Genomic DNA, 23,317 nt, shown 5'->3' on the forward strand with positions numbered 1-23,317 from the left:
CTTAAATCTTCTTTTTTAAACGTTAATGAGCTCTTTGCGCTGCGTCAATGCAGCTTTGATGAACTTGACAAATAGGGGATGAGGATTAAGTACTGTGGACTTAAGCTCAGGGTGAAATTGTGAACCCACAAACCATGGGTGGTCCTTCAATTCCATGATTTCAACCAGTTTCGTCTCCGGGTTAATGCCCGAAGCGATCATGCCTTTGTCCTCAAATTGAGGGAGGTACGCACTGTTGAATTCATATCGATGGCGGTGCCTTTCTTCAATTTTGGTGGTACCGTACGTCTGGTAAGCTTTCGTGCCTTTCGTGATCTGGCAAGGGTAGGCTCCCAATCGCATGGTTCCACCCATGTTTTTGATGTCCTTTTGATCTTCCATCAGGTCAATGACCGGATGTTTGGTTTTCGGATTCATTTCCGTCGAACTGGCGTTTTTGAGTTTCAGCACATTTCTGGCATATTCGATGACGGCACACTGCATGCCCAGGCAGATGCCAAAGAAAGGTACACTATTTTCACGCGCATATTTTACAGCTTCGATCTTTCCTTCAATTCCCCTTTCCCCAAAACCAGGTGCAACCAGAATGCCATCCAGATCATCAAGTACTTTTTCAACATTGTCTTTGTTGATCTCTTCGGCATGGATCCATTTTACATTAATCCGACATTCATTTTCTGCACCGGCATGAATGAATGATTCGGCAATGGATTTATAGGCATCCTTGAGTTCAACATATTTTCCGATCAATCCAATATCGACACTGTCTGTGGGGTTTTTTAGTTTCCCCAGGTATTCTTTCCACAGATCGATTTTTGGTTCTTTCTTGTGGCTTAGTTTCAATCGCGAAAGCACACGTTCATCCAGGCGTTCCTTACGCATGAGTAGGGGAACGTCATAGATGGTTTCAGCATCTTGTGCTTCGATTACACAATTGATCGGAACGTTACAGAAAAGCGCCAATTTCTTTCTTATATCTGCATTCAGGTGATGTTCAGAACGACAAACCAGGATGTCGGGTTGTATTCCTGCTTCCAGCAGTTCTTTCACCGAATGTTGTGTAGGCTTGGTTTTCAATTCACCTGCAGCTTTCAGGTAGGGGACCAGGGTCAAGTGGATGGAAACGAAATTATTCGGCCCAACCTCCAATCGGGCTTGCCTTACTGCTTCTATAAATGGCAAGGATTCGATATCACCTACACAGCCACCTATCTCGGTGATGACAATGTCATATTCTCCAGTCTCGCCAAGTTTGTAGAAATTCTTTTTGATTTCATCAGTGATGTGTGGGACGACCTGTACCGTTTTCCCAAGAAAATCTCCGGCACGCTCTCTGCTGATTACATCGTAATATATACGACCAGTAGTCACGTTGTTGGACTGAGAGGTGGGTATATTCAGAAACCGCTCGTAATGTCCAAGGTCCAGATCTGTTTCTGCTCCATCGTCTGTCACATAGCATTCGCCATGTTCATAAGGATTCAACGTTCCCGGATCAACATTGATATAGGGATCAAATTTTTGAATCGTTACCGAGAAACCACGTGCTTGGAGGAGTTTGCCGAGCGAGGCTGCGATGATTCCTTTTCCCAGAGATGAGGTCACACCACCCGTAACGAAAATGTATTTTGCCTTGGCCATTAAAAATTAAGTTACGGGATGCAAAACTACGGCTTTCGTTTCAATTATTGGGTAACGAGTCGGTAATTAAATGACAGAGCAAAAAAGCCAATCGGGTCAAAGCTTGCTGTTTCTCCTGGTAGTGCGATCGGAACACTATAAGTATATGACAGCATGAGAAAAGATCGTTTGTTAGATAAGGTCAATGGCAAAGTAAAACTGTAGTTCAATACCCCAAATTCCTTATTATCGCTGGCAACAAAAGCAGCTTCCAGTAAGCGCTGTTCCTGTTGTGGTGTAAGATTATTGATCCGGTTCCTCAATCGAAAAGCCTGCTGGGTAGTGATGGTGCCATTTGCGACCAGGGCCTGAAGTGCAAGATCACGTTCTTCAGGTTCTAAAGTGACCAGCTGTAACAGATAGACAGCATTGCGATTGTCTGAAGTGGTAAAGGTGGTAACCACATCGTGACCCAGAATAAAACTAGCCGTAGGTGTCACGCTGATGCGCTTAAATCCCAGGAAGTTTTGTCCCAGCTTGATTGTAGAAGAAATGTTACCAATCAACCGGCTACCGTTTTCTTTACCAAACAGATAGGAATAATCAAGGGCCAGGTCGATTGGGCCGACCTGATAATTGGTGTTGACGCCCAGGTTGTTTTCAAATGTGGTACTACCACCATTGATGAACCAGCGTTCATAATCGGCACCAATGCTCCATTTTTCGGAAATGGTTTTTAAGAAACCAACGGAGGCGGTGGTGAGGCTATAGTTTGGGTCCGAATCACTGTTCCAGAATCCTGCGACATCTGCAAAAAAACCTGATTTGTGATAATATGAAAGACCGGGAGAGAAGCCATGTTGATCAATGCCGTAGTTCCTTCCTGCACTGGCAATGTTGCTGTTGTAGCTCAATCGGAAGTTGAATTCTGAAGGTGGATTCAGATCAGAAGAAAGTAAACTATCAATGGCCAGAAAAATAGAAAAGGAATCCAGATCTGATTCCAATTGTGCCCACTGCTCCTGATAGCTCAACTGTAAAGAGTCTTGTGCCAGCAGAAAACTGCCAGGAAGAGCGAAAATGGCGATCAGTAGATACCTCATGCAGGTTGCAAAGGAAGCTAATTATTGCGACGTTGATTTTTCCGGGCGTTGGCCCTTTGTCGCTGTTGTTGTGCGTTTTGTCGCTGCTTTTGAATTCGTTCCAGTAGTCTTTGGCGAAATTCTTCTTCCGCTCTACGTAAGTTGACCATCTGGCGATTGGTAATGACCTGCCGCATTCTTTCTGAATACTCTCGCTCCAGATTGAGTTGTCGTTCTTTGACTTTCAGACCCAGATCTATCATTTTTTTCATTTCCTCTTCAGACGCAGTTTTTGGATCAAAGCTTTTGCGTTGTTGCTGGAAATCTATCTTGATGTCTCTTTGTTTTTGCGAGAGCTCACGATAAATAGGCCAGAACTGACGCGCCTGTTCAGGGGTAAGATCTAACCTGCGAGTGATCAACTCGATCTTTCGCGCTTCAATTTTATCATTTACACTTTGCGAGTTGGGCTTGTCCTGTGACTGTGCTTTAGTGAACAAGGTGCCTATAAGGATCAAATACGCTATATATCTTTTCATGAGCCTTAACTTTTTATATCTGTGAGGACAAGTCATCGATCTCATAATCGAGATACAACTCATCCAACATGTTATCATCAATTTCAATGTCATCCAGTAGTTCTTCCCCTTCCGGTAATAAGTCCTCTTCCGTAAAAGTGAAGTTTTCCATGATCTCTGATTCCGTCAGGTCATTGTCAGCCAGGTAGATCAAAATCTCTTCATCGGTCACATCCGCTAAAAAATCCTGTTCTTCCACGCTTCCACCTGATAGTAATACGACTCCTATTACCATGACCAGGCTTACAGAGGCCAATGCCATTTGCCAAACAGGTTGCCGATACCAGGACACGACCTTGTCAGAGGGAACCGCGCTGGTTTGCTCCATGATCCGTGTATTCAACTCCTCAAAGTATCCTTCCGGTACCTTGTAGGGGTGATTCTTTTGCTTGATATCGTCCAAATTCATTTGTGGCATCGGTGCTTAGATGGAAGAACTGTTCAAAGGTTTAATCTGCTTGAATAAATTTTTCAATTTTTTTTGCGGCCAAATGATAACTGGCTTTCAATGCGCCCACACTAGTACCTGTTACATCGGCAATTTCGTCAAATTTCATTTCATCAAAATACTTCATGTTGAAGACCGCTCGCTGCTTCTCGGGCAAGGAGAGGATGGCTTTTTGTAGCTTCAACTGAATCTCATCGCCACTCACGAGATGATCTTCGTCAATTTTTGCGGCTAGTTCTCCGGCAACATCATGGATGGGCACGAAGAACTTACGCTTTTTCTTATTCAGGAAATTCAGACACTCATTGGTGGCGATCCGGTAGATCCAGGTAAAGAGTCTCGACTCTTCACGGAACTTATCCAGGTTTTTCCACACCTTGATGAACGTTTCCTGGGTCAGGTCATCTGCATCATCGTGATCGATCACCATCTTACGGATGTGCCAGTAGACCCGTTCCTGATATTCACGCGTCAACAGATTAAATCCGTATTGCCGCGTATCAGGGCTTTTTATTTTCTCTATTATGAATTGCTCTTCCAAGCTTTTTTCAGGAGGTATGGACCTTAGACCAGCCGCTCCATCAAAGGTTTAATCAAGACCTCAATTTATTTTTTATGGAGGAAAATACCCCCATCTTTCATGACCAGAATTATCTTTCTTAGGTCGGAGATGTCTTTGGAAGGATCACCGGAAACTGCGATGATGTCTGCGAGGTAACCTGGTTTTAGATTTCCTTTGTTCGGCAAATTGAACACGCGCGCATTGAGTGAAGTAGCCGCTTTAAGGACGTCCATTGTTGGCATGCCGTATTCTTCCATGAGTTCCAGCTCTAACACGTTATTACCATGGGAATAAACCCCAACATCACCACCGAAACCAATGGCGACACCCATGTCCATTGCTTCCCTGAATACCTTGTTCTTTTGGATGATGCGTTCCGGTTCAGGATCGATTCCTTTTTTCCAGCCCCGATACGCACTGATGGATTCAACGGCTGCAAGAGTAGGGAAGAGCGTTACATTTCTGATTTTCATTAATTCCAGTTCCTTTTTGGTTGCGCCATCTCCATGTTCAATCGTACTGACACCCGCATTGATGGATCTACGAATCCCTTCTGAAGTGGCAGCATGAGCTACTGTGACCCGACCACTGCTAGCTGCCGTTTCGACAATGGTGCGAATTTCTTCCTCTGAGAAAGTAGGTTGTGCTTCACCATTTGGTCCCCAACGATAGTCCGCATAGACTTTGATGAAATCTGCCCCGCCACCAATTTGCCGACGTACGGTTGGAATTAAAGTGGGGGCATCGGCTTCTTCTGCACCCAGAGGGACCGTTACTCCATCATGGAATCCCTTAGGGCCATAACTACCCGTTGCCACAATAGCCGGACCTGCTACAATCAGGTCGGGACCTGGAATAACTCCTTTATCGATTGCTTCTTTGATGCCTACATCTAAATAACCAGCGCCTTCTGATCCCAGGTCACGCATCGTTGTTACGCCAGCTTCCAATGACCACCGGACATGATTGACCGCTCTTGCCGCACGTTCACCATACGATTCTTTGAGTACCTGGTCGTTCCATCCAGTTTCGTCGTACGGGTGGAGGAGAATGTGTGAGTGTCCCTCAATCAGACCGGGTAATAAGGTCGCATTTTCTAGATCGATGATCTCTGAAGAAGTTACATCCCTGCATGGACCAACGTATGAGATGAGTTCGTTTTCGACGGTTACACAATGATTTTTGAGCAGCTTTTCTCCATCAAAGACTCGATCAGCTTTGAGTGTTATGGTTTGAGCTGATAAGTGTAAGGATGCGATTACGCATGCAAAGAGGGTTAGATAAAGGCTTTTCTTCATGATTGGGGTTGATGATTGTCGAAGATACTCCTGATCTTATTTGATCTTAATGATCTTTAGCTTCTTATTCGCGGATTTATACGACTGGCGATCTTCTTTGCTCAAAGGTACACCAGAAGGGTAGTAGAGGCGTTTTAGGCCAGACAATTGAAATACAGCCTCCGGGATTTGTTTGCGATATACCCCGCTATAAGTATCTATTTGCAGTTCTTGCAAAGCCGTAAGGTTACTCCAATGGTACTTGGCCAGGTCAGCTTCTTCGGTCCATATCATGCCGAGTTCCAGACTGACTAATTGCTTTAGGTCAAAAAATGCGGCAGGAAGGTCATGCCGACCATTTTCGTTCATGTGATAAAATGATACGACCTTCAGGTTCTTCAAATTGCCTATACTTTCTGGAAGAATTAGTGCAGGCTGAGAAGCAATTTGAAGTTGCTTGAGGTTGGTGAGATCACCAAATTCATCGGGGATGGGCTCCTCAATACCATTATTGTATAATCGTAAGTATTCCAGGTTTTTGAGGTTACCAAAATTTTCCGGAAGTGCATCACCATTCTCATAGACTGTGTAACCATCGACTTCCTTATTTTTTGCCGTATGAAAGAGATTGATGGCTTTTAATTGCTGAAACTGGTCGATATCCCGGAGTTCATTCAGGTAGAAATTGCCCCAACTAATGTCCAGTACTTCAATGGTTTTGAGTTCGAAGATCTCTTTGGGAATAGATTCGAAATATTTCAGTACCAGTACTTTCTTCGGAGATTCGGCTTCAAGGGCTTTGTTTAGTCGTTCCATGTCGACCTCTTTCTCAAATTTAATGACGTCTTCGTAGTTGTATTTCCCGGGATAGATTTTTTCATAAGACCAGCTGTAGTCGTCTAGCCAGCTATCCCATTGCTGTGCTGATAATTGAAAACAACAGAATAAAAACGATAAAATGGCGATGCTTTTCATGATAAGTGGTGTTAATAGCTTGAACAGGTGATCGGTACTTTAGGATCATTCAATATAAATGACTGAACGCTTGTACACAAAGTCCAGTATTTCGGGGAACTATTTTAATTAAATGTCGTTACATTAAATGTCGTTGTAATCTACTTGAAATGTCAATAAACGAGGATATAAAGCAGAAGGAGTTCAAGTCAGCTTATAGTAAGGCCATGATCAATATCATTTATACCAACAACTGGTTGACGCAACAGAACCAGGAGGTATTCAAATCATATGGCCTGACCACTCCACAATTCAATATTCTAAGAATTTTAAGGGGGCAATATCCTAATGCTTCCACCGTCAATCTGTTGATCGAACGGATGCTGGATAAAAGCAGCAATGCGTCCAGGATCGTTGATAAACTAGAGGCCAAAGGCCTGGTGATCAGAAAGCAGTGTCCATCGGACAGAAGAGCTGTTGATGTCTTTATTTCTGAACAAGGTCTTGAATTGCTCGAGGAAATGGATGCTCAAATGCAAGTACTGGAAGAAAAGAATAAGAATCTTGATGAAAAGGAAAGCGAGGAATTGAGTCGCTTACTCGACAAGATGCGTGGCTGGAATTAGTCATTAGTTCAACCATCTTTATGACAGATCCAAAGCGAATAACTACTGAGTAGTTTGTTACTACTTTGACGTAACTCAGTTAATTGGTTAATCGGAATTGTAGATAGAAACGAGTCTGACTAAGGTTTCTTCCGAGGGCATGGTGAATCGGAAAGTCTCTTAGAATTAAGATTACTGATTTCCAGTGTAGCTTCCAAAATGGCTCACCAGAGCCAACAGTGACTGGCTTTTTTGTGCTACAACTCCAATAACTGATTACCGAATATTCTCGATGATAGCTGAAGCTGATCTATTTTACTGGTATTCTAATGATCGCCTAAAGTTCTTGTAAATATTCGATCAGTCCGGCTTTCTTGCCTTTGGGTCTGACTACCAGTAAAGGGATATCTGTATCAATTGAGATCAAAGTTTCGGCTTTGCTACCAATGAATAGGGCAGTGGTAGCTGTACGACCTTTGGCCCCAATGATGATCAAATTTGATTTCTGAACCTTCGCTTCGTCGTAGATGTACCCAATTACGTCTTCGTTTTTATCCAGGGTATAGACGGTATTCAGATTGAGATTCGAAATGTCCATGTTAGCGGTGAACCGGGCAAAATCTTTTCGGGCATGCTCTTCCATGACCACACCAAATTCGGCAAAGGTTTTACCTGTATAATGATAACCACTGGGAACCTGATATACGTTTTGTACCGTGATCTCCGGCTTGTTATCCTTTGCACCTGCGATCTCGATCGCTTTTTCCATAGCGATTTTTGAATAGTCTGAGAAATCACTAGGAACGAGGATTTTATCAAAGTCTACCGTGTGCCCTTTAGGAAGTACCAATAAAGAACAACCTGCTCTGCGAGCCACTCTATTGATGATGATACCACCAGTCTCTTTCTCATTTTTGCGTCCCAGAATGATCAGGTCCACTTTGTGATCCTGGGAATACTTCATGATCTCCTTCGTGGCTTGTCCCTGCTTGATCATGAATGTAACTTTCACCGGAGGGCAGCTAAACTGCTTATCTACGGCTTTCCGAATCGCTTCTTCACGCTCTTTGATGGCTTTATCAAGTAAATCAGGAAATTCCTTCAATACTTCTTCCGGCATATGAAAATCCCTGATCAGGTTCATGAAGCACACTTCTTCGGAGCCAGAAAGCTGACACATTTTACAAGCAGCATCGATCAACTCGAAATCCATGTCACTTTGATCGAGGCCTACCAGAATTTTATTGAATTTATACATCTAGGGCGGTATAATTTAGAAGCCGCAAAGCTAAATCACATTCACATTTTAAAATAGATTGAGACTTCAAAAAGTTCAAAATATTCTTAGGAAAAGTGCAATTAGCACTTCACTCTAGTGCTTAATTTAAAGTGATTTATGTACTCTTCAAAATTTACTTTGGTGGATTAGTATGCGGCCAACAGGTCGCACAACATCTCTACCTGTTCTTTTGAATGTGCAGGGAAGTTTGCAATACGCAGGTGGTCATTTTTAAAGGCGCCATAGCCTTTGCCCAGAATAATTTTCTTTTTCTCCAGATCTTCCAGAATTCGCGATTGCTCAGGCGTTTCCGTGACGATTATGGTCTTGGACCGATTTTTCTTATCCCTAACAAAAGGAGTGAATAAAGGACTGGATTCAAGGGTTTGGTAAAGAATGGTGCTCTTGTAAACCGTTTCATTCCTGACCATTTTGATGCCTCGTCCGATCATATCCTCGGCAATTTTACCCAGGATGTAGATGGCCACCACATTAGGCGTCTCTGGTGTTTGATGCTTATCAGCTGATTTGACCAGGGTGCTGAGTTTGCGATAGGTACCTGTAGCACCCTGATTTTCCAATTCAATAGCACGATCGATGGCCTTTTGATTGATGATCCAAACACCCAGACCCGCAGGCATACCGAATGATTTCTGTACTGAAAAATAGGTCGTGTCAATCAGGTCAAACGGGGTAGGGACAGAAGGAATAGAGCTGACCACATCCAGACTGATCAATGCTTCCGGATTTTTTTCACGGATTGCTTTTAGCTGATTTAAGTCAAAGGCATATCCAGTACTGGTCTCATTCTGGGTAACTCCTATAACTTCTGATCCTTCCGGGACTTCAAATGAGGCAAATTCTTGTCCCGGATCAGCAACTTCCTGGGTACTTTTCTTGCCCATTCCGATAGCAAACTCATAAAATCTCTTTGAAAACGCGCCATTCACAAAGTGGTGAGATTTTTCAGCGACCAGATTTTGAAGAATTCTTTCCCAGATATCCGTAGCAGAGGATAAAAAAAGTATTTTGAAGTCTTCGGGAATATCTAATAACTCCCGAAGGGAAGTTTCCGTTGCTTCATAGATCTTTTGAAACGCTGTACTGCGGTGTGAAATACTACCGATTTCCTCATTCATTGCCTTCTTCAGATGATAATCATACGTATGATACAGCTGAGATGGTCCTGGTGTGAAATATATGTGCTTGCCCATTTTTATCTATAAAGACTATTTCTAATTTTGAAGTTCATTCCCCCCCGTAATAAGTTTTTAAACCTAACACTTATAACAATACCGGGTTGATTGGCTATTAAAACCGGGCCTCATCCGAAAGGACCTTTTTAGAAAGGATAACAGTGGAGGGTTGATGTAGTTGGATGACTCAAATCCTGATTGAATCAGGTTTAGAGACGGACGGGGGGCATTTTTATCTGCCTGACATTTTTCTTTAAAAAGATCAACTATCATCATCAATTAAGTTGGGATCCTTTTCTTAAAACAAGTGACTAAATAATAATGGTCCGGGGTGAGGTGCTGTAATCAGATCAGCTGAATAATTCTAAAAAATCAATAGGAGAGAACGATGATGGGAATTACACCCTGGTCTCCATCCATTTGAAGGTCCTGTTGATGATCTTCAATGCGATTTTGATTTTCTTCACATTGATCAAATCATGAGATTCATCATACATGGTGACACCATCTGCGAAAAGCAACACTTGAGGGTATTCATGATCTACACCAGCTACTTCAGTTACTTCGTGTGACACTTTGGTATCCCGGCTTACGTCCACCAAATACATATCTAGCTCAGCAGCACCGATGGTCCAATTTTGATCAAGAGACTTTTTGATTAGTTCGCTCTCACTGGTATTAGGATGGTATTTCAACACCAAAGCCGGCTTTGATTTTGATCGTTCAAGGATCTGATCAAATTGCTTGAGATTAGTCAATGGTTGCCAGTATGGTGACGTGGAGCGGTGGTCCGTCATATCCTTGTAAATATATCTCTATTCATTTATCGAATCCTGAAAATTCAATTTTTTTCGACTGGTGATTAACAAAAATACTAATACAGCTGCCGGAATTTGATAGTTCCGCTGATTTTTTTCAAATCTTCAAGCACTGCTCCATCATAGTTTGTGTTAATATCAGTGATTACGTACCCGATTTGCTCATTGGTTTTCAAATACTGACCTACGATATTCAAGGAATAGTCTTTTAGTGTTTGGTTGATTTCTGCAAGTACCCCCGGCTCGTTCAAATGGATGTGAATGAATCTATGAGCCTTTTGCAAGGTAGGAAGCACGATGTTAGGAAAATTCACACTGTTTGACGTAGATCCGGTGTTGATGTACTCCATGATCCGGGAAGGGACGAAATCTGCAATGTTTTCTTGTGCTTCTGTTGTGCTTCCGCCAATGTGAGGTGTCATGATCATGTTCGGAGCCCCTCTCAATTCCGAGATGAATTCATCCTTATTGCTCAAAGGTTCTTCAGGAAACACGTCAATCCCAACACCACGGATGCGACCTTGATCAATGTGGTTTTTTAAAGCAGCAATATCTACGACAGGTCCTCGCGCCAGGTTAAGGAAAATCACACCTTCCTTCATGATGTTGAATTCCTTTTCGCCGATGAACCTGGCATTTTCTGTACGTCCATCAACATGTAGCGAGATCACATCGGAAGAGCTCAGTAATTCGAATGGGGTTTTACAACGATGCGCATTTCCCAGGGCTAACTTTTCTTCAAGGTCATAGTACTGGACTTTCATGCCGAGGGCTTCTGCCACGACAGAAAGCTGAGATCCAATGTTGCCATAACCAATGATGCCTAGTTTCTTACCTCGGATTTCAAAACTATTCGTTGCAGATTTATCCCATTTGCCCTCATGCATGGCAGCAGCTTTATCCGGGATGTTGCGCATCAATAGGATCATCTCCGCGATAGCCAGTTCAACAACAGATCGGGTATTGCTAAAGGGCGCATTAAACACGGCCACTCCTCTTTCCGTACACGCTTCCAGGTCGATTTGATTGGTTCCGATGCAGAACGCACCAATGGCATGTAGCCTTCGGGCAGCTTTGACCACTTTCGCAGTGACTTGCGTTTTGGAGCGGATCCCAAGAATAGAGACGTCCTTGATGGCTTCACACAATTCGTCTTCGGTCATCCCTGCCGGATGTATGTCTACTTGATAACCTTCTTCTCTCAGTTTTTCAACCCCGTAAGGGTGTATGTTCTCCAAAAGAAGTACTTTGATTCTGTTTTTCGGATAAGAAAGCGCTCTTTTTTCCATTTTGTTCACATATAATACTTCATCCAGGGTTGGTGCCACGTGATCGGCTTTTTCAAGCACATTTTCTCGCCTCACATTCTCGATGAACGCGTAAAATTTATTGGCAAGTCCGGCTTTTTTGATCTCATAATCCGTGTAACCATCTCCCAACACAAATACCTCACCTTGTAAGTTGAGTTTTTTTATTTGCTTGGGTTTTCCGCCATTGGACGAAAGTATGTTTTCTTTATTAAAACCAATGATTTTGCCATCTTCATCGTATTCAAAATCATTAGCAAATACATTTTCGGCCGGGATCCCATATTTTCCAACGATGGGAATGATGAAATCTTTGAATCCATTACTGAGGATAAAAATTTGCTCAGCATGAGTCTTCAAAAACTCTTTATTTCTTTTGAAGGATTTAGAAACCTGTGAAGTCAGGTTAGTGACCAGTACAGGTAAATCATCCCGGTGTGCTTCTAACAATTTGATTCGCTCCTCTAAAGATTCCCGAAAGGATAATTTTCCTTCCATCCCCAGATCTGTCACTTCTTTGATACGATCCAGGGCCGCTTGCCGATGAGGTTTGCCTTCCAAAGATATTTCGCCTAAAACATCGAGGGCTTCCACTTTTGTGAAGGTGCTATCAAAATCGATGATAAAATATTTGGAATTTTGCATAGGTTAGTCAAATGAAGCGCAAACTTACGATGCAAAAAGGATTGAAATATGCCTTAGTTCTAGTAACAATTCTGGGATGCTCTCTTTTTTCAGGTGCTCAAAATCTCGGTGCTGAAAATTTCGAAATTGCTAAAATCGACAGTGTTTTAGAGGAGGGAATTATGAAAATGGCATTTCCAGGAGCGGTCTTGTGGGTGCAACACCGTGATTCCGTTTTGATCCATAAAGCATATGGCTATCATACCTACGATAGTATGGTAAAAGTGGAGCGCAATCACTTGTATGATCTCGCCTCTGTAACGAAGGTTACGGCAGCTACTTTAGCCGTTATGAAGCTGTATGAAGATGGATTGATTAAGCTTGATAAACCCATATCTAAGTACCTCACTTTTCTGAAAGGCAACAAACGTGGAAAGTCTACTTTTCGGGAATTATTGGCGCATCAGGCGGGTTGGCGACCCTGGATTCCATATCATCAGGAGATCAGAGATAAAAACGGGCGTTTGAAAAAGAAATGGGTAGCCCAGCAACCAAGTGATCGATATGATTTTAAATTGACTGAGGATAAATACCTGCGCAGTGATTTCTATGATAAGATCAAGCGATTCATAAAAAAGGCCGAACTCAGTGATGAGAAGGTATATCGCTATTCCGGGTTGTTTTTCTATTTGGTTCCGGAGCTGGTGCAACAACTGACAGGACAATCATTGGATGTGTATTTAAATGAGCACTTTTATGAATCGATGGGAGCCAAAACCCTGGGGTTTAATCCATTGGAGCGCTTTCCTTTATCACAAATTGTTCCAACGGAAGTAGATACGTTTTTCAGAGAAGTCCCGATTCATGGCTACGTGCATGATGAAGGTGCAATTATGATGCGTGGTGTTTCGGGGAATGCAGGATTGTTTTCCAATGCAGCGGATGTTGGAAAGGTCTGGTCCATGTTCCTGAATCGAGGTACTTACGGAAGTGAGGTGTATCTGAAGCAACAAACGGTTGATCTTTTTACGACGGTGCAATACCCCAATAATCAAAACAGACGAGGTTTAGGATTCGATATGCCTACTCTCAGCAATGAAAGTGATCGCAGTAACGTTTCAGAATGGGCTAGCCCCCGGAGCTACGGCCATAGTGGATATACGGGACCATTGGTTTGGGCGGACCCGGATCATGACCTGGTTTTTGTCTTCTTGTGCAATCGGGTTTATCCTACGAGAAATCAACGGATGATCTATGAATTGGCCATTCGACCTACCATACAGAGTATCGTCTATGAGATGATCAAGAACCACTAAGGTTTACTTCACAAAAATCGAGAAGGTGTCCGTATTAGAGGTGTTACCTAATTTATCAGTTGCTCGGATCTTGTAAGAAACGATTCCCAGAGAATTGATCTCAATCGGCTCGGTATAGCGTTTTTCTTCTCCATCGTTGATGGTGTAGTAAATCGCATCCGTATCAATGACTGCATCCGTTGCAGCGAGATATAACTTCACACCTTTGGAGTACACCGGAAGGGGAGCAGGCTCGTCATTTAATGAGATACTACCTACAGGTTCCATACTCAAGATCTGCTCGATCGCAGGGCCAGTATTGTCTACGGTAAAGTAGAAAGTCTTACTATTTCGGTTGTTCACCTGGTCGGTACCATAGAAATCTACTACGTATACGCCTTCTTCCTCCAATTTGAATGGCCCTTCGTAGACCTGGCCTTTGCCGCCGTTGATTTTATAGCCAACTGCTTTTACCCCAGCATCATTATCTACCGCACTCAAACCAATATCCGTTTTGCTGGTAATGAACGCTGTATCTCGTGAGAAAAACTGATCTCCAGCGTAAGCAAAGTCGATTTCAGGTGCTTCTACATCGATATCAAGCGATTCACGGCCACTTGTACTTTCATCAAACAACGACTTGAAGTTGTTGTTGACTTTATCGGTCGCATAGTATTCAATGATGTGCTTTCCCTTGGATTTGGGTAATTCAAACGGCTCTTTATAAGGAATCTCCGGACCATCATCAATCTTGTACCAGACCCTTTTGATCCCCGCTTTATTGTCAGAGGCTTCCAGTTTCACTTTGGTCCGCACCGAAATGAATACACGGCCACGGTTTTGATATTGATCTCCAACTACGCTTGCGATCACTTCAGGTGAAGTTCGGTCCATATAAAAGTCATAGGTCCGATTCGCTTCTTTATTACCCACATTGTCGACACTATAATAAGTGAGTGTATGGTCTCCTTCTGCAAGTGCTGTCAAAGCAACAGATTCTCTGAATCGTTGGTCTTGACCACTATCGATGCGGAAATAGATGTTTTCCATGCCGCTGGACCCATCTTCTCCTTCTAGTTGGATGATGGTTCGGGGTGAAAGAATTTCTGAGGTTTTATCTCCTGTGACTGTGTATCGTGTCGTAGGACTTGTCAAATCCAGCGTAAAATCAAAGGATTGTGGTGTTTCGGCATTGCCCACATTGTCCAACGAATAAAATTTAAACGAGTAGTCCCCGTCGGCGCTGTAGGTCAATGGTGCATCGTAGGGAGTATAGTCTTGGCCATTCACCGCGTAGTAAATTCCTTTCAAACCAGAGAGCTGATCTTTAGCTGTTGCCGAAATAGAAAGATCCTGACCGTAGAAAACGACATCTTCAGATTGAAATGCGTTTGGTGCACTGAAATTCACTTCAGTAATAGGGGAGTTGCCGTCCCGGTAAATTTCAAAAACCAGTTCTTGTTGAGGAGAGATCGTTTTTTTTGTAGTTTGATCGACTGCCCACTTCGTTCTTACATAATTAATGCCTTCCGTGTCCAGGTAAAGCGGATTGGTGTGTTCAGGTGTCGTTTCACTTTCCAATCTTTTGGATTCTGAACCGTCAGGGTTTTCTGAAACAAACAGGAATACAGGCTTCTCGGCTTGCCAGTACAGCTTACCATCCTCAGCAACATAGTATCGCTTTGGGTGTTCGGGTTGAACTTGTGCCATAACCATTGTATTGCTACAAAGGATTAGGGCAACTATTAGCCGAAGGTTACGCGTCATTTTCTGGTTGAGGTCGGAATAAAATATCAAAAGCCGAAAATAATCCTAAAAAATGATTCTAGGAACTAAATTAGCGGGGAGTTTGACTTACTGCTCGCATCAACCATGAAAAGGCACATCCTAATTTTTTTGAGCTTCACGTTTATAGGGCTCTTTTCCAACGAACTCATTGCGGTTAACGCATCTCCATCGGATAGTGCCCGAGCAGATGTATATTTCCATAAAGCGGATACATTTCTGCTTTTTAATCGTCATGACAGCTCTATTTTCTTCTTTGAGCGTGCCTTTGATCTATTCAGTAAAGGCAATTACTGGGAGGGGATGGTGGCCTCAAAAAATAAGATATCTGAGAACCTTTGTGCCATTTTTGAGCTGGAGGAAGCACTAAAGGTAGCCAATGAAGCACTAACACTTTCCAACGATCATCTCGGGGTAAATCACCTTGAACGTGCCAATGCATTGAGTAACATAGGTAACGTATATTACCTAACTGGGAGGCATGAATTAGCGCTCGAAGAATACAACGAGGCTTTGAGAATTACTGAGTCTGTACAGCATGATGAAAAACATCTTTATTCTGCGCCAACCAACCTGGGAATTGGCAATGTTTATTATGGAAAACTTCAATATGAGGAGGCGTTTCGATATTTTAAAAATGCGCTAGAAACCAATCGCGAAATTTTAGGTGATGCCCATCCTTATGTTGCTAACTCTTATTTGAGTCTGGGGAATTTGTACAGAAACAAGGGGAGTTACAACCTGGCCAAAGAAAACTATAATCGTGCGCTGGAGATCAATCAGGGAGTTTTTGGAGACAATCACCCGGATGTGGCAACCACCTATGTAGGCATCGCCGACATCTTTAAGAGTAGTGGTGGGCTGGAGATTGCTTTACAGTATTATAATCAGGCTCTGATCATTTATTCGAAATTTTTGGACGAGAGAAATCCCAAATTCGGAGCGATCTACCTTGGTTTCGCAGATGTGGCCAAGAACAAAGGAGATTATCCGGAAGCCATCAAGTATTATGAGAAGGCACTGGATGTATTTTCCAACACGGTGGGAGAGGTCCATCAGAGTTCGATCCGTAGTTTATTAGGTGTTGCCAACACTTATATATATCAAGAGAAATTTTCGGAGGCGCTGGAATACTATGGTAGGGTATTGGACATCAATTTTAATTTGGTAGGAGAGACACATGTAAATACCTCCGCGGCTTACAATAACCTGGGGAGCTTGTACTACTTCGCAGGTGATTTTGAACTGGCAGTCCGGTACTTCAATAAAGCATTGGAAATTGATTTGCAGATCCATGGAAGCAAACACCCCAATATTGCCAACGCCTACTACAACCTTGCGCGGGTATATGGTGAACAGGGACAAACTCGGCAAGCACTGGAAAGTGTACAGTCGGCCATTAATTCCAGTATCATGGACTTCAATGAGGAGAACATTTTTGTGAATCCTTCTTTGGTCAACTTTTTCGATAGCAAGGATCTGCTTTGGTTTTTACAGTTCAAAGGCGAACTGTTGGAATCCGGATTTAGCCAAAGTCGAAACATGAAAGGACTGGACATTTCTCTCCAAAGTTTTGTCTTGAGTGATAGTCTGGTTGATCAGATCCGAAAATCATATACCGACCGAAGAGATCAGGTATTGCTGGCAAAGCAAGCCAATAAGATCTATGAATCAGCGGTAAACGGCTCCTATTCTATGGTGAAATTGCTCAATCCCGAGAATGTGAAAATGATTGGCAAAGACGCGGATTACGAACAAAAGAAGAAAGAGTACCAGGATTGGTATTTCTATTTCACTGAGAAGAACAAAGGTTCAATTCTGTTTTCCTCACTGGCGGAATCAAATGCCAAGTCATTCGGAGGTATACCTGATAGTATGGTCACCAATGAGATTGAGTTAAAAACAAGGATCAATCAGATTACACAAGAACTGAGTGCCAATCCCGACAGTGCCCAACGTGTGTTTTATCAGGACCAATTATTCAAGGCCAACAGGGAGTACGAGGAGCTGGTAAAGAGCCTGGAAACGGATTTCCCGAAGTATTATGACCTCAAGTATGATGTAGGTGTTGTGAATGTGGAAGAATTGCAGGATTTTCTGCCAGATTCCACCATGGTACTGTCCTATTTCCTGACGGAAGACAGTCTCTATGCTAATTACATTACCAAGGATGATTTCAGCATTCATAAAAAATTCAAAGCGCCGACCTACGAAAAAGACATTCAGGCTTTCCGAAAAAGTACCATCTACAAGTTCGATAAGCTTTATAAAACGTATGCCCGAAAGTTGTATGACCAACTCATTCCTGCCGAGATTCCCAAAGGTGTAAGAAATATCATCGTTGTATTAGATGGGATCATGGCGACCATTCCTTTCGAGGCATTGCTGACGAAGGATTTTGAGAATAAAGACAGTTATAGCGAGCTGCCCTATTTTGTGAAAGACTATGGCATTTCCTATACGTTCTCTGCTAACCTGCTCTATAAGACCTTCAGAAATGAGAAGATCTTTCGAAAGAAAGCTACCAGAGATCTAATGGCCGTGGCACCTGTGGTCTTCGATGCGCCTTATTTGGAAGTATTAAAAGAAAAACGTGCACAGTCATATAATGAGTCGGGTACTGCCATTTCACTTCGGAAGAACATTAAAATGAACCGGAGTGAGATGAAGCCCTTGCCGGGAACAGAGATTGAAGTCCTCACCATCGACAGTACCTTTCGGGCGCAGGGGAGAGAGGTTTCTTTGAACATCAGAAAAGGTGCCACAGAAAGAGTAGTTAGTCAGGGCAAACTAGACGAATATCAGTACTTGCACATTGCTAGTCATGGCTTTGTGAATCAGGAAGAACCCGAGTTTTCCGGCATTCTACTAGCCATGGATTCTGTTGAAAATGAAAATGATGGAATTCTCTTTTCCGGAGAGGTTTACAACCTGAACATCAATTCGGAATTGGTGACCTTGTCCGCTTGTGAGACGGGTCTTGGAAAGATATCGACAGGGGAAGGGATCATTGGCTTGACCCGAGCCTTGATTTATGCGGGAACTAAAAATGTAAACGTTTCCTTATGGAAAGTGTCCGATGCGTCTACCAAGGAGTTAATGGTCAACCTTTACGATCAGTTGTCACGGGTAGCTGTGCCTCAAACTCCTTCAGAATCCCTGCAATACGCCGGTTACCTGCGCAAAGCGAAATTGAAAATGATTGATGAGGGTACTTTCGCACAGCCTTACTTCTGGTCCCCATTCGTATTAATCGGGAAATAGTTTATTTAGAATAATTCTAAATAAGTTAATATTGTTGTCAGAACAACGGGTAAGCAATTGGTTTTAAGGTATTTGGAGGGGGTGATTGTGACCTGCGGCGCCCCTTATACGATGGGCGGTGAATTAGGTTTCTGAAAGAGTTTGAAAAACAACCCCCTCATGTTAGTTTTGCGTCCGTTAGCGCCAGAACGGTACCTAAATCAAATGTTAAGAAGAACAGTTTCCAACCCCTTTCGAGCTCCATCCGCGCTCATATTCTTTACCCTTCTTTTCTTTTCTCAAGTTTCTTTCGCCCAGGACGCTGAAGACGGCATCCCGACGGACGAGGGTATTGTAGCTGCAGGAGAGAAGCTATATAAGAATAACTGTACGCAGTGTCACGCCATCAATGAAGTGGTCATTGGCCCTGCTTTGAAAGATGTTCACGAGAGAAGACCAAAAGAATGGCTGATCAGCTGGATCCAGAATTCTCAGAAGGTCATCGCTAGTGGTGATGAATATGCTGTAGCTCTTTATGAAGAGTACAACAAGACAGTGATGACCGCTTATCCTTTCAGTGAAGAAGAGATTACTTCGATTCTTGCTTACATCAAAGTTGAAGGAGCGAAAGAAGTCATTGATCCTGCATCTGACGGAGGTGGAGACGCGGTAGCCTCTGGTGGAGATGGAGGGTCAGGCGTATCCGAGTCTTATCTGACAGCAGTTCTAATCATTTTGGTCGTTGTATTGATCCTGATCCTGATCACCTTGGTGATTGTCGTTCAGGTATTGTCTAAATACATCAAGAACAGTAAGGAACTCGATGAAGAGGAACAGGAATTAGTAGGACAGAAATTTGACCTACTTGGTTTCTTGAAAAGCGACTCCTTCATTGGCCTGGTAACTTTCGTCTTCATGGCGGTGCTACTTAAAACGGCCATCGACGGAGCCTTTACCGTAGGGGTACAGCAAGGATATCAGCCTACGCAGCCCATCGCATTCTCTCATAAGATCCACGCCGGACAATATGAGATTGATTGTCAGTATTGTCACACGGGCGTACGAAAAGCCAAATCGGCAAACATTCCTTCAGCTAACATCTGTATGAACTGCCACACAGCAATCAAAACAGATTCAGAAGAAATTCAGAAAATTTACACGGCCATTGATTACGACCCATCAACCGGGGAGTATGGTAATAACACACAGCCAATCGAGTGGGTACGTATCCACAACCTACCTGACTTGGCATATTTCAATCACTCACAGCACGTAGAAGTGGGTGGATTGGAATGTGAAACTTGTCACGGTCCCATCGAAGAGATGGAAGTGGTCTATCAATACTCTAACCTGACCATGGGCTGGTGTATCAATTGCCACAGAGAGACCAATTTGAATACCAAAGGAAACGATTACTACACGAAGTTAGTCGAGCTTCACTCGGAGACCAGCAAGACACCTATGAAGGTGGAAGATAATGGTGGTCTTGAATGTTCTAAATGTCATTACTAATTTCTTAAGTAGAGAGTATATATGAAATCAACGAAGAAATACTGGAAGGGACTGGAGCAGTTAAATAATACGCCCTCTTTTTCGAAATTAGCGGAGAAAGAATTTCCAGAATACTTACCACTGAATGAGGCTGAATCAGAGCCTTCAAGACGTGATTTCTTAAAAGTAATGGGATTTGGCATCGGGGCCGTTTCTCTGGCAGCTTGTGAAGCGCCAATCAGAAATGCGATCCCTTATGTTAAAAAGCCTGTTGACGTAGATCCTAGTATTCCTAACTATTATGCATCTACGTTCGTGAGTGGTAGCGATTACGCCAATGTAGTCGTGAAAACACGCGAAGGCCGACCCATCAAAGTAGAGGGCAATGAGCTTTCTGCATTCTCTGGAGGCGGATCTTCTGCTCAATCTGAGGCTTCTGTCCTATCACTTTATGATAAAGAGCGATTGACAGGCCCAATGAAAGATGGTGCATCTGCTACCTGGTTGGACGTTGATAATGGTTTAGCTGCTTTGGGAGCTGGTGCTAGAGTTGCTATCGTGACTAATACGATCGCAAGCCCCTCTACCACGAAAGCCATTGAGGCATTTCAGGGAGCTTATGCCAACACCGAGGTGATTACTTATGATGCCAATTCGGTAAGTGGTTTGCTTGATGCTAACGAGGCTACGTTCGGAACACGAGCTTATCCAGGCTACGATTTCTCTCAAGCAGAAGTAATTGTGTCTTTTGCTTCAGATTTCCTGGGAGCTGGCGTTAATCAGACCTTATATAATAAGCAGTTCGCTGCTTCCAGAAAGTTGGGAGATGGCAAAAAGACCATGTCTCGACTCTATTCATTCGAGAGTAACCTGTCTTTGACCGGTGCCAATGCGGATTACCGATTCCCAGTTAGGGCTTCTGAGCAAGCAGGCTTGATCGCTGATCTGTACAATGCGATCGTGAACGGAGGTTCAGCGAAAGATGAAGGCATCAAGAAGGTCGTTAAAGACTTGAAAGCTGCCAATGGCAAGTCTTTGGTCGTAGCAGGTAGCAACGATAGCAACATCCAGATCCTGGTCAATGCGATCAACAACGCATTAGGAAGCTACGGAAGTACCATCGATTTAAGTAAGGCCACAAACATCAGAAAAGGAAACGATAAGCAATTTGCAGCGTTTGTTTCTGCGCTGAATGGTGGCCAGTATGGTGGTGTAATCTTTTATAACTGTAATCCAGTTTACGATCATCCACTAGGTGGTCAATTGGCTAGTGCGATCAGCAAAGCGGGTGTATCCATTTCGACTTCAGATCGAATGGATGAGACCACTGCCTTGGTGAAATATGTCGCTCCTGATAATCATTACCTGGAATCATGGAATGATTTTGAGTTGACAACAGGGCATTACAGCCTTTCGCAACCAACCATTTCAAGAATTTTCGATACCCGTCAGGCACAAGAGTCTTTCTTGACCTGGGGTGGTAACAATACGAATTACTACGACTTTATCCGAAGCAACTGGGAAGCGGTTTATACGGCCAATCCTGGTGCTTTTTCCAACTTTGATGCTTTCTGGGATAAGTCTTTGCACGATGGTGTGCTAGAGACAGATGCAGCTGGTGAAGCCCCGGCATTTGACAGTTCTGCTGTTGGTGGCGCTGCTACGGCAGTAAGTGCTTCAAAAGCAGGATCAGGATTGGAATTGGTGTTGTATACTAACGCATCAATTGCAACAGGTCGTCAGGCGAATAACCCCTGGTTGCAGGAAATGCCTGATCCAGTAACGAAAGCATGCTGGGACAACTACCTGACTGTTTCACCGAAGCAAGCAGAAGAGTGGGGTATTCAGACAGATGACGGTAAAATGTCTACGCAGAAAGTAAATCTTTCTGTAGGAGGACAAACTGTTTCTGTTCCTGTTCTTGCTCAACCTGGTCAGGCTTACAATACCGTAGGTCTTGCATTGGGATACGGTAGAGAAAAGGCAGGGAAAGTAGCCAATGGTGTAGGAGTCAATGCCTATCCACTGATTCAGACTGCCGGAGGTTCCTTGAGTTATAGTATTACTTCAGGAGTAAGTGCTGAGCCAAATGGTGAAGATCATCAAATTGCTCAAACACAAACTGCTCAAACTTACTTGGGACGACAGACGGTTGTACAGGAGACTGTATTGAAGGCTTATCAGAAAGATGCCAGTGCCGGACGTAACTTCCCTCATATTGCCACTGCAGAAGGATTTAAGAAGCCCGCTGCAGTATCTCTTTGGAAAGGTCACAAATATGCCAACCACCACTGGGGGATGGCCATCGACCTAAACTCATGTACGGGTTGTGGTACTTGTACCATCGCTTGTCAGACAGAGAACAACATTCCTGTTGTTGGTAAGTCTGAAGTACTGAACAGAAGAGAGATGCACTGGATCCGGATCGACCGCTACTACAGCCACGATCCTGAGCAAATGACGGAAAAGCAGAAAGGATTGCTTTCCACGCGTTATGCTGAATTTGCGGCCTATGAAAATCCTGAAGTGACGTTCCAACCGATGATGTGCCAGCAGTGTAATAATGCACCTTGCGAAACGGTATGTCCTGTTGCTGCTACTACACACAGCTCCGAAGGGTTAAACCAAATGACTTACAACAGATGTATCGGTACAAGATATTGTGCGAACAACTGTCCTTATAAAGTACGTCGATTCAACTGGTTCAAGTACCACGACAATGAGCAGTTCGGTGATAACCTCGCTATGAACAATGACCTTGGTAAAATGGTATTGAATCCGGACGTGACGGTAAGAGCTCGTGGGGTAATGGAAAAATGTACGTTCTGCGTGCAGCGTATCCAGGCTGGTAAGCTAGAAGCCAAGAAAGAAAACAGAAGACCTGTGGATGGTGAAGTGAATGTAGCTTGTGCCAAGTCTTGTCCTTCTGAAGCATTGGTATTCGGAGACATGAAAGATCCGAACAGTAGAATCTCTAAGTTGTTGAAAATCAAGTCAATGGACAAAGGGGTTGAAGCGCAGGAGCCTAGAGCTTACCACGTGCTAGAAGAATTGCGAGTAATGCCAAACATCTGGTATTTGACAAAAGTTAGAAACAAAGACGAAGTGAAGAAGTCGGAAACGGCTGATGCGCACGCCTGATCATATAATTGT

At 43.4% G+C, this 23,317-nt stretch carries 17 protein-coding genes; 5 read left to right on the forward strand and 12 right to left on the reverse strand.

The annotated features are described in order from the left end of the window. Nucleotides 1-15 precede the first annotated feature (15 nt). From R8G66_07345 to R8G66_07375, 7 genes are all read right to left on the reverse strand, one after another. Nucleotides 16-1,641: a CTP synthase gene (locus R8G66_07345; GenBank protein ID MDW3192161.1), complete on the reverse strand. Its 1,626-nt coding sequence runs from the start codon at nucleotides 1,639-1,641 to the stop codon at nucleotides 16-18. Between the two features lie 44 nt (nucleotides 1,642-1,685). Continuing rightward, nucleotides 1,686-2,723, reverse strand: coding sequence for a hypothetical protein (locus tag R8G66_07350; GenBank protein ID MDW3192162.1), 1,038 nt, complete (start codon nucleotides 2,721-2,723; stop codon nucleotides 1,686-1,688). 17 nt (nucleotides 2,724-2,740) lie between these two features. Continuing rightward, complete coding sequence (locus R8G66_07355; GenBank protein ID MDW3192163.1) at nucleotides 2,741-3,241, reverse strand: hypothetical protein; 501 nt, start codon at nucleotides 3,239-3,241, stop codon at nucleotides 2,741-2,743. Between the two features lie 13 nt (nucleotides 3,242-3,254). Beyond that, nucleotides 3,255-3,689, reverse strand: a complete 435-nt coding sequence (locus R8G66_07360) for a hypothetical protein (GenBank protein MDW3192164.1) — start codon at nucleotides 3,687-3,689, stop codon at nucleotides 3,255-3,257. Between the two features lie 40 nt (nucleotides 3,690-3,729). Beyond that, nucleotides 3,730-4,269 (reverse strand): RNA polymerase sigma factor, encoded by a 540-nt coding sequence (locus R8G66_07365; GenBank protein MDW3192165.1) that lies wholly within the window; start codon nucleotides 4,267-4,269, stop codon nucleotides 3,730-3,732. A 65-nt stretch (nucleotides 4,270-4,334) separates the two neighbouring features. Beyond that, nucleotides 4,335-5,588, reverse strand: a complete 1,254-nt coding sequence (locus R8G66_07370) for an amidohydrolase family protein (GenBank protein ID MDW3192166.1) — start codon at nucleotides 5,586-5,588, stop codon at nucleotides 4,335-4,337. Between the two features lie 36 nt (nucleotides 5,589-5,624). After that, on the reverse strand, nucleotides 5,625-6,542 hold the full coding sequence (locus R8G66_07375) for a hypothetical protein (GenBank protein ID MDW3192167.1): 918 nt from the start codon (nucleotides 6,540-6,542) through the stop codon (nucleotides 5,625-5,627). Between the two features lie 149 nt (nucleotides 6,543-6,691). Here R8G66_07375 and R8G66_07380 point away from each other — a divergent pair, with 149 nt between their 5' ends. Next, nucleotides 6,692-7,147, forward strand: a complete 456-nt coding sequence (locus R8G66_07380; GenBank protein ID MDW3192168.1) for a MarR family transcriptional regulator — start codon at nucleotides 6,692-6,694, stop codon at nucleotides 7,145-7,147. Nucleotides 7,148-7,463: 316 nt separating this feature from the next. On the opposite strand, the gene R8G66_07385 is transcribed toward R8G66_07380, so the two are convergent. The 4 genes from R8G66_07385 to serA all read right to left on the reverse strand — a co-directional run bounded on the left by R8G66_07385 (nucleotide 7,464) and on the right by serA (nucleotide 12,371). Then, nucleotides 7,464-8,384: a universal stress protein gene (locus R8G66_07385; GenBank protein ID MDW3192169.1), complete on the reverse strand. Its 921-nt coding sequence runs from the start codon at nucleotides 8,382-8,384 to the stop codon at nucleotides 7,464-7,466. 167 nt (nucleotides 8,385-8,551) lie between these two features. Beyond that, nucleotides 8,552-9,619 (reverse strand): aminotransferase class V-fold PLP-dependent enzyme, encoded by a 1,068-nt coding sequence (locus R8G66_07390; GenBank protein ID MDW3192170.1) that lies wholly within the window; start codon nucleotides 9,617-9,619, stop codon nucleotides 8,552-8,554. Between the two features lie 380 nt (nucleotides 9,620-9,999). After that, a complete protein-coding gene (locus tag R8G66_07395) occupies nucleotides 10,000-10,398 on the reverse strand; it encodes a DUF2847 family protein (protein ID MDW3192171.1) in 399 nt (132 codons plus the stop codon). Nucleotides 10,399-10,475: 77 nt separating this feature from the next. Next, nucleotides 10,476-12,371, reverse strand: a complete 1,896-nt coding sequence (gene serA / locus R8G66_07400) for a phosphoglycerate dehydrogenase (protein ID MDW3192172.1) — start codon at nucleotides 12,369-12,371, stop codon at nucleotides 10,476-10,478. Nucleotides 12,372-12,382: 11 nt separating this feature from the next. On the opposite strand from serA, the gene R8G66_07405 reads away from it, so the two are divergent. After that, on the forward strand, nucleotides 12,383-13,666 hold the full coding sequence (locus R8G66_07405) for a serine hydrolase (protein ID MDW3192173.1): 1,284 nt from the start codon (nucleotides 12,383-12,385) through the stop codon (nucleotides 13,664-13,666). Between the two features lie 3 nt (nucleotides 13,667-13,669). Here R8G66_07405 and R8G66_07410 read toward each other — a convergent pair whose 3' ends face one another. Next, the gene (locus R8G66_07410; protein ID MDW3192174.1) at nucleotides 13,670-15,355 is read right to left on the reverse strand and encodes a chitobiase/beta-hexosaminidase C-terminal domain-containing protein; all 1,686 of its coding nucleotides are present in this window, start codon (nucleotides 15,353-15,355) and stop codon (nucleotides 13,670-13,672) included. 162 nt (nucleotides 15,356-15,517) lie between these two features. Here R8G66_07410 and R8G66_07415 point away from each other — a divergent pair, with 162 nt between their 5' ends. The 3 genes from R8G66_07415 (at nucleotide 15,518) to R8G66_07425 (ending at nucleotide 23,305) form a co-directional block, all read left to right on the forward strand. After that, nucleotides 15,518-18,694, forward strand: a complete 3,177-nt coding sequence (locus R8G66_07415; protein ID MDW3192175.1) for a CHAT domain-containing tetratricopeptide repeat protein — start codon at nucleotides 15,518-15,520, stop codon at nucleotides 18,692-18,694. A gap of 204 nt (nucleotides 18,695-18,898) precedes the next feature. Further along, nucleotides 18,899-20,185, forward strand: a complete 1,287-nt coding sequence (locus R8G66_07420) for a cytochrome c3 family protein (protein ID MDW3192176.1) — start codon at nucleotides 18,899-18,901, stop codon at nucleotides 20,183-20,185. A gap of 21 nt (nucleotides 20,186-20,206) precedes the next feature. After that, on the forward strand, nucleotides 20,207-23,305 hold the full coding sequence (locus tag R8G66_07425) for a TAT-variant-translocated molybdopterin oxidoreductase (GenBank protein MDW3192177.1): 3,099 nt from the start codon (nucleotides 20,207-20,209) through the stop codon (nucleotides 23,303-23,305). The last annotated feature ends 12 nt before the right edge of the window (nucleotides 23,306-23,317 follow it).

This window comes from Cytophagales bacterium, from assembly GCA_033344775.1.
Classification (GTDB): domain Bacteria; phylum Bacteroidota; class Bacteroidia; order Cytophagales; family Cyclobacteriaceae; genus JAWPMT01.